Raw genomic sequence first — 8,610 nt, forward strand, 5'->3', positions numbered from 1 at the left:
CCGCACCGGTCGCGGACGCGCGGCCGGTGCGGAACCCGCCACGATACGCACGTTGACCCGATCGCCGTGGCGCACGAACCCACTCACCAGGTGGCGGCCGCGCAGCTCTCGCATCGCGTCGACCGGCACCTGCGCTTCCCAGACCTGACCTGCGAGCGAACGCGTGAGCGTCTCGACCGGGCCGTGCGCGAGCAGTCGCCCGCGCGCGATCAGTGCGATCGAACTCGCGACCGATTCGACGTCGGACACGATGTGCGTCGACAGGATGACGACGCGTTCACCGGACAGATCCGAGAGCAGCTGGCGGAAGCGCACGCGCTCCTCGGGATCGAGCCCCGCGGTCGGTTCGTCGACGATCAGCAGGCGTGGATCGTTGAGCAGCGCCTGTGCGATACCAACCCGTTGGCGCATGCCGCCCGAGAATCCACCCAACGGACGCTTGCGCACCTCGGTCAGGTTCAGGAGCTCGAGCAGCACGGCGATGCGCGCACGCGCCGCACGCGGCTCGAGTCCCTTGGCGGTCGCCAGGTATTCGAGGAACTCGAGCGCGTTCAAGTTCGGGTAGATGCCGAAATCCTGCGGCAGATAGCCGAGCTGCTCGCGAACGCGATCCGGCTGACGCAGCAGGTCGACATCGCCCCACATCACGCGTCCCGCAGTCGGGCGCTGGATGGTGGCAAGAATGCGCATGAGCGTGGACTTGCCGGCGCCGTTGGGCCCCAGCAGGCCGTGCACGCCGGGCTCGAGGTCGAGCGAGAAGTCGACCAGCGCCTGCACACCGCCGCGATAGCGTTTGGAAAGCGATTGAACGGAAAGCGGCATCGGGAGCCCCTGGGGATGACGGGTCGAGTGGCGAGGTCAGCCCTACGGGGTCTCGCACGCGGAAGTTGCGAGCCGCGCGATCAGGCGGCGTGATGGGTCGCCGAGGACTCAGGGTTCGAATCCGCGCGCTCACCCGCAATCGGGAGCGGCTCGGTGAGCCGCGCGGGCGGGACCGCCACCGCGCGCGTCCAGATCTCGGCGCCTTCGATCCTGCGCAGCCGCCGCTTCGCCCACGCCAGACGATCGACGATCAGAAAGCCCCAGACGCCGGCCGGCACCGCCCCATCTCCGAGCAGTGCGATCGCGTGCTGCGCTTCTTTCGTGGGCTGCGAGAGTCGGTGCCAGGGCCGATGCGGCACCAGTCCGAGCACGTAGCACGGCTTGCCGGCCAGATGCACGACCTGCTTGCGCACCAGGTACACCGCGTCGAGCCAGGTTTCGTTCGCGAGCCGCTCGCGCAGCCGCACCAGCACGTCGACGTCGAGGTCGTGCGGAGCGAGCGAGTCGCTCTTCTTCAACTCCTGCCGCTCGCGTTGGGCCTTCTCCGCCAGCTCGCCGTACTGCCACGCGCGCTGGACGAATGCATCCGCCTCATCGCTGCGCCCATGACTGCGCAGGAACGCGCTGGCCTGATCGCAGCCGGCCGACACCGCGTCGGTGTCGAGCGCCATCGCGCGTTCGAGATGCTCGAGTCCGCGCACGTCGCCGTCATCGAGCAGCAGTTGGCCCCTTCGGAACTGAGCCATCGCATGATCCGGATGAGTGGCGATGAACGCGGTCAGCAGATCGTCCGCGACCGCGCGGCCCTGCAGATCGATGCGCGCGACCACGCGCTTCCACTCATCGTCGCGCTCCAATCCATCGGTGGCGCCACGCGTTTCGAGGTCCACCAGCTCGCCTGCGGTGCGCGCGAGTTCGTCGTGGCGAGCCTTCCAACCGGTGCCGATCTCGGAGCGCCAGCGTGCGTCGATCTCGGAGGCGAGTGCCTCGTAGGCCTCGCCCAGCAACTGCTGCGCGGCCGAGGGCCCGGGTTCCGCAAGCGTGTCGCCGAGATTCGCCGGAACATCGGGATTCAGGTGCTTCAGTCGGTCGCGAAGCGCCGGGTGCGTGTCCTCGTAGCCGGTCTCGGCACGCAACGCGTCTTCGAGCCACGTCATCGCCTGCATCGCGTCCGGATCCTCGCGCAGTCGCCGTGCCGCCTCGATCACACCGCGCTCGGGCGGCTCGGAGCGCTCGCGGACCTGTTCGTACAGCTTCGTCATCACGTCATGATGGAAGCGCGACATCACCTCGATGCGAACCAGCGCGCCACGCGTGCTACGTTCACCGGCCGCGCGCCGCGCGCAGGCATCCGCGAAGTACTCCGCGCGGCGGCCGAGCACGAAGCCGCGCGCGCCGAAACGCGGCGCGTACCAGCGGAAGAACGGCACGAACAGTCGCAGCAGGAGCCCACCCTGCGCATCGAGATGCGCGAGCAGCCGGCGCCACGCATCGGAAACGCTGAACAACCGGCCGGCGAAGGTGCTGTGATCGGCGGTCAGATGACCCATCTCGTGCGCGATCACCGAGCGCAGGCGATCGGAAGACAGCGTCTCGAGCATCGGCAGTCCGAGCAGCAGGTAGTTGCGCGGCCACCCGAACAACCCGAGCCGCGGCTGTTGCAGCACCGAACAGTTGTAGTCGTGGTTCAGTAGCACGTGGTGCAACGCGGGTGCGTTCGTCGCCATGCGGACCTGGTCGAGCAGTGTGAACAGCGCCGGTGCTCGCTCGCGCGTCAGCGCGACCCCCGAAGGCACCGCCGGCCGTGCGAGCACCACGCGCGCCAGCACGATCCCCATCGGAACGGTCGCGATGCCGAGGTTGACGCAGATCCAGCGAATCCCGCCGACGTGCCAGTGCGTGCTCAGCACCAGCCCGAGGATCACCACGCCGAACAGCAGCGCGAACATGCCGAGCAGATAGGTGTAGCCGAGCGCACCGAACGCGGCGACGCGCAGCGTGTAACGGCGCACGTCGGAGGCGGCTTCGGTCTCGAGACGGCGCACCAGGTCGCGATAGGACTCGAATTGCATGCCCGAGTTGTCGGCGTGCGCCGCGACTGGCTTGATGGCAGGCCGCCGAAACCATGCGCTAGGCTCGGCGCCTCGCCCGATACTCACTCAATGCTCGGAGGCCTTTTCATGCCGCGACCGGACGGCATCGCCGCGGTCGGTTCGCGCCGGGACTCGACCTCCAACCGACGTCTCGCGTTCGGCTTGCTGGTGGCGGTGGCCGCCGCGGTGCTGTTCACCGGGCTCGGTAGCGTCGCGCTGCTCGACGACCGCGAGGCGCGCAATGCGGCGGTCGCGAATGAGCTGCTGGCCCGCGGCGAATTCGTGACCCCGACGCTCGGCGGCACGGCGTTGCTCGAGCGTCCGGTGGCGGCGTATGTGCCGGATTTGGTCTGGAACGCGTTTCGCGCGCGCTCCCCGGTGCCGGGTCGGGCGGTACGCGCGCTGCTCGCGGTGGCGCTGGCAGCACTGACCGGGCTGATCGGTGCACGGCTGTTCGGTGCGCGCGCCGGCCTGTGCGCGGCCGGAGTTCTGCTCACCACGCTCGGACTGCCATTCACCGCACGGCTCGATGGTGGCGTGCTGCTCGCGGCGCTCGCGGCGTGGAGTGCCTGCGGCGCGCTCGCCGAGCTCGTGGTGCGGCGCAACCCATCGCCGACCCGCTGGATCGTGCTCGCGTGGGTCTCACTCGCGCTCGCGGCACTGACCGGAGGGCCGACCAGTGCCGCGTGGCCGCTGCTCGGGCTCGGTCTTTACCTGCGGCTCGCACGCCGCAGCGAGCGGTGGCGTGCGCTGCGCCCGCTCGCCGGAGTCGCGATCGTGGCCGGGCTCTGCCTGCCCTGGTACGGAGCGATGTTCGAGCGCCACGGAGTCGCGTTCCTGCGTGCTCTGCCGGCGTTTCCCCATGGCGGCGGCCCGGCGCCCGAGACATGGCTCGCGGCCCTTGCGACACCGGTCTCGGCCGTGACGCTGCTCATGGCGGCGGCGTTTCCGTGGAGCGCGATGCTGCCGGCCGCGGTGCTGCATGCGTCGACCTGGTGGGGGCGCTCACGACGGGCACCGGAGCGCGCCCGCGAAGTCGCGGGCGACGGCGGTGCCGTGGTGCTGGCCGAACTCGAACGCCAGCTCGAATCGGAGTCGACGGCGCACCTCGTGATCGCGTGGCTGTTCGCGGCTCTGGTGCCGTGCATGTTGGTATTTCGCGCGCCGCTGACCGCGGTGCTTCCGGCGCTCCCTGCGATCGCTCTGCTCACCGGGCGGCTGCTCGATCACGTGCTGGAAGCACCGCATCGCGTACGACTCCCGCTCGAGAATGCCACCCGCATGCTCGCGTTCGTCGGCGTGCCGGTCGCATTCCTCGCCACACTGGCGGCGAATCGGCTGCTCGAAGCCCAGCGCGATCTGCGGCTGCTCGCGGCATTGATCGTGGTGCTCGCGTGCGCTCCGGCGCTCGCCGCGCTGATCGGACGACTGCGAACCGCGGCGCTGCTGTTCGCGCTGCCGGTGCTGCTCGCGGCCCCGCTCATCAACGCTCGCGTTCTACACGCGCTCGAACCGTACGCGAGCACCCGGCCGGTCGGTGATGCGCTGGTGCGCGAGGCACCCGCCGGCGCGGCACTGGTGCTGCTCGAGTCCGCGCCGCCGTCGCTGCGCCTCTATGCCCCGCGTGCGTTCGTCGTGGCGGGGCATGGTACGGCGAAGGCGCCGGGACCGCCGCTCGCACGGGCACTGCGCGAGTCGCGCGCGCGCGACGGCCGCACCTACGTCGCGTTTCGCCCTCAGCGCGAGAGCGAGGTGCGCGCAGCGACCGTATCGCCGCTCGAGATCCTGATCCGCACCCCGAGCCTGGTGCTGGCACGCGTGAATGCCGAGTAGGCACCGCCGCCGACCCTCGGATCGCCGGCGAACGCGAGCCCGTTAAAGCAGCGTGAGCTGATTCGCGTGCCGCGCCGGTGTCGCATCCCACCCGCGCTGTCTCAACTCGCCCGCGAATGAGTCCGGACCGTGCAGCGTGAAGATCTTGCGTGGCTTGACGCGTTCGACCATCTCGATCAGGCCGTCGAAGTCGGCGTGGTCGCTGATCGCGAACGCCGCGTCGCTCGCCGGCCGCCACGCCACGTGTGGTGCGATCGCCCAGCCCGACACGAACGCGGTGCGGCGGCGCGGAAAGCTCCGCAGCACGTCGGCCGCCGAGCGTTGCGGCGGCACGATCACGACCCGGCGTTGCTCGCGCAGCTGTTCCATGCGACCCGGGGTCTGTTCATCGAGCGGCTCGCAACTCCCGAACGACACGCCGAGTTCGCGGTAGACCGACAGCATGGCGTGCGCCGCGCCCCACAGCGCGACCGGGTAGCCGCGTTCGCTCACGAGCCGCGCCAGCTCCTGCGATTTGCCGAGCGCATAAGCAAGCAGCACCGGCACCACGTCATCCGCGAATGCGGCGTCGATGAACGCGCACAGCTGATCGAGTACCTCGGCGCGCGGCGGGAACCGGTAGCGCGGCTCGCCGAACGTGCACTCCATCACGAGCACGTCGGCCGCGACCGGCACGCACGGCTCGGCGGTCGCGGACTCACCGAGGCGAAAGTCGCCGGTGTACAGGAGGCGCGTGCCCGCACGCTCGATCAGCACCATGCTCGAACCGAGGATGTGCCCGGCGGGCAGCAGTGTGAGGCGCGCACCTTCGTCGTCCCATGGTTCGTGAAACGGGTGCGGCTCGACCGAGCGTGCCTGCCAGCGATGGGTCGCGATCACGCCGGTCGCCGGGCTCGTCACCCAGCACGCATGGCGGCCGACGTGGTCCGAGTGCGCGTGCGTGACGATCGCGCGCGGCTTGCGCTTGCGGGGATCGAGCCACACCTCGGTGCCGAGCACGTGAACGCCATCGTCGAAAGCAAGCATGTCCGCACCCTAGCGGGGCGGTCCCGCGGACACCAGCTTCGGTGCGGTTCAGAGCACCGGCGGCGCTCGTCCCACCCCCGGACACCAGTTCCGATTTCGTCCGGTTCGCGACGCCCGAATGCGGTACAACTTCTCGCGTGATGCCACCGCAAGACATCTGCTACCGCGCGCTCGAAGCGCGCGACCGCCGGTTCGAAGGCCGCTTCGTGACGGCGGTGCTGACCACGCACATCTACTGCCGGCCGGGTTGCCCCGCGCGGATTCCAGCGCGCCGCAATGTGCGTTTCTATGCATGCCCGGCGGCGGCCGAGGGGGCGGGATTCCGCCCGTGCCTGCGTTGTCGCCCGGATGCGACCGCAGGCTCACCGGCCGGCGCCGGAACATCCGCGACCGTTACGCGCGCGCTGCGACTGATCGAAGACGGGGTGCTCGATCGCGACGGCGTCGAGGGACTCGCGGATCGACTCGGTGTCACGGACCGCTGGCTGCGGCGATTGTTCGACGAGCAGCTCGGAGCGTCACCGCTCGCGGTCGCTCGCACCCGTCGCGTTCACTTCGCGCGGCGCCTGATCGACGACGGCGTGATGCCGCTCGAAGACATCGCGCAGGCTTCGGGTTTCGGAAGTGCACGGCGCCTGCGAGCTGCGATTCGGGCCACATTCCATCGCTCGCCGGCCGAGTTGCGGGGTCGTCGCGCGCCGGCGGACTTCGCGGATCTCGGCGGCCAGGTCCTGCGGCTGCCGGCGCGCGCACCGTTCGATCCGCATCCGATCTTCGCGTTCTTCGGCGGGCGCGCGATCCCCGGCGTCGAAGCGGTCGCGGACGGCGTCTACCGGCGCACCGCGGAGATCGACGGCGACGTGGGCGTGCTCGAGGTTCGCGCCGCTCCCGGTGACGACGCACTGCTGGTGCGCTGGAGCGGCTCTTCGCCGCGCGGGTTGCTGTCGATCGCGACGCGTGTCGGCCGCATGTTCGACCTCGCGGCCGACGTGCGGCTGATCGGCACGACGCTCGCGCGTGATCCGAAACTTGCGGTGCGCTGGCCACGCAGCGGCGTGCGTGTGCCGTCGGGCTGGGACGCCTTCGAGGTCGCCGTACGCGCACTGCTCGGCCAGCAGGTCTCGGTCGCCGCCGCGCGCACCCTCGCCGGTCGGTTGGTGGCGCGCTGCGCAACCCCGCTGGCCGCGAGCGACGCGGCCGCGCTCACGCACGTCTTCCCCACGCCGCACGCGGTCGGGCAGGCAAATCTCGACAAGCTCGGACTTCCGCAATCGCGTATCGATGCGTTGCAGGGCATGGCACGGGCGGTCGCGGACGGCTCGCTGGTGCTCGCCGCACCGGAAGGCGTTGACGCCTTCGTCGAGCACTTCTCGCGACTGCCCGGCATCGGCCGCTGGACCGCCGAATACGTCGCGATGCGGGCACTCGCGGAGCCCGATGCGTTTCCGGCCGGCGATCTCGGCGTTCGCAAGGCGCTCGCGATGAACGGTCGCCTGCCGAGCGAACGTGAAACGCGTGCGATCGCCGAGGCGTGGCGGCCGTGGCGTGCCTACGCGGCGCTCGCACTGTGGCGTGACCTCTCGAAACCGAAGCCATCGAACAGCAAACCGCGGAGGCGTTCATGACGCTCGACATCGCAACCGTTTCGACTCCGATCGGCCCGATCACGTTGATCGCGCGCGACGGCAAACTCGTGGGGCTCGAGTTCTCGGCCAGGAAAGACCGCGTGCGGTGGTTGCGCAAGCGCCTCACTGACCATCTCGGCGAGTTCGACACTCGCGAGCACAAAGACCCCGCCGGAGCCGCGACGCGGCTGCGCCGCTATTTCGCAGGTGACTCGAACGCGCTCGACGATCAACCGGTCGAGCTGCACGGCACCGAGTTCGAACGCTCGGTGTGGAAGCAGCTCAAGCGCATTCCGACCGGACGCACGATCAGTTACCGCACGCTCGCGGAGCGAGTCGGCCAGCCGTCGGCGGCGCGTGCCGTGGGGGGAGCGAACGGCCGCAACCCGATCGCGTTGTTCGTACCGTGTCACCGCGTGATCGCGGCCGACGGCACGCTCGGCGGCTACGGCGGCGGGCTCGATCGCAAGCGGCAGTTGCTGAAGCTCGAGGGGGCGCTCGAGCCGACGTTGTTGTAGGAGTCGGGCGACGATCACACCGATCGTCGCCCAATCTCCTTGCATCGATTCCGGCCCGCATGCCTCTAATGCCCGCATGCGCGTGCTCTTCTGGTTTCGCAAGGACCTGCGACTCGACGACAACACGGGACTCCACGAGGCCGCGCGCGATGCGAGCGGCGACGTGGTGCCGTTCTTTGCGAGTGAACCGGCACTCCTTGGCCGACCCGACATCGCCGCCACGCGCGTACGGTTCGTCCTCGACTCGCTCGCCGACCTCTCGGCCGCCATCGATCGCACCGGCTCGCGGCTGGCACTCGATCATGGCGACGCCACCGAGACCGTGCTGCGCGCGGCGCAGACCGCTCACGCCGACGCGGTGTACTGGAACGACGAGTACGAGCCGCAACTTCGCGAGCGGGACGACGCGGTCGAACGCGCGCTGACGCGCGCGGGCGTCAAGGTGCGTCGATTTCACGATCGCTTGCTCGTCCCGCCGGGTGCGGTGCTGACGAAGACGGGCACGCCGTTCACGGTGTTTTCGCCGTTCGAGCGCGCGTGTCGCGCGCTGCCGACCGCGCGACCGCTCCCGGCCGCGAAACGCTTCGCCACTCATGCGCTGCCGGTCCGGCGGCTCGCGACGCTCGAGCGGCTCGGCTTCGAGGCGCGTTCCACGCGCTGGCCCGGCGGCGCGACCGAGGCGCGCGGGCGACT

7 protein-coding genes are annotated in these 8,610 nt (G+C 70.2%); 4 read left to right on the plus strand and 3 right to left on the minus strand.

What is annotated here, in order from left to right:
• Nucleotides 1–822, minus strand: an 822-nt coding sequence (locus HOP12_13725; GenBank protein ID NOT35201.1) for an ABC transporter ATP-binding protein, incomplete at its 3' end; no start/stop codon positions are given.
• Nucleotides 823–902: 80 nt separating this feature from the next.
• Nucleotides 903–2,894, minus strand: coding sequence for a M48 family metalloprotease (locus HOP12_13730; GenBank protein NOT35202.1), 1,992 nt, complete (start codon nt 2,892–2,894; stop codon nt 903–905).
• A 108-nt stretch (nt 2,895–3,002) separates the two neighbouring features.
• Here HOP12_13730 and HOP12_13735 point away from each other — a divergent pair, with 108 nt between their 5' ends.
• Nucleotides 3,003–4,748: a hypothetical protein gene (locus HOP12_13735; protein NOT35203.1), complete on the plus strand. Its 1,746-nt coding sequence runs from the start codon at nt 3,003–3,005 to the stop codon at nt 4,746–4,748.
• A gap of 42 nt (nt 4,749–4,790) precedes the next feature.
• On the opposite strand, the gene HOP12_13740 is transcribed toward HOP12_13735, so the two are convergent.
• A complete protein-coding gene (locus HOP12_13740) occupies nt 4,791–5,774 on the minus strand; it encodes a hypothetical protein (GenBank protein NOT35204.1) in 984 nt (327 codons plus the stop codon).
• A 140-nt stretch (nt 5,775–5,914) separates the two neighbouring features.
• Between HOP12_13740 and HOP12_13745 the strand changes: the two genes are divergently transcribed.
• The 3 genes from HOP12_13745 to HOP12_13755 all read left to right on the plus strand — a co-directional run.
• Complete coding sequence (locus HOP12_13745) at nt 5,915–7,399, plus strand: DNA-3-methyladenine glycosylase 2 family protein (protein ID NOT35205.1); 1,485 nt, start codon at nt 5,915–5,917, stop codon at nt 7,397–7,399.
• Nucleotides 7,396–7,917, plus strand: a complete 522-nt coding sequence (locus HOP12_13750; protein NOT35206.1) for a methylated-DNA--[protein]-cysteine S-methyltransferase — start codon at nt 7,396–7,398, stop codon at nt 7,915–7,917. Before HOP12_13745 ends, HOP12_13750 begins: the two co-directional genes overlap by 4 nt.
• 76 nt (nt 7,918–7,993) lie before the next feature.
• Nucleotides 7,994–8,610: deoxyribodipyrimidine photo-lyase (locus HOP12_13755; protein ID NOT35207.1), on the plus strand; the 617-nt coding region annotated here is incomplete at its 3' end.

This window comes from Candidatus Eisenbacteria bacterium (genome assembly GCA_013140805.1).
Taxonomy (GTDB): Bacteria; Eisenbacteria; RBG-16-71-46; order RBG-16-71-46; family RBG-16-71-46; genus JABFRW01.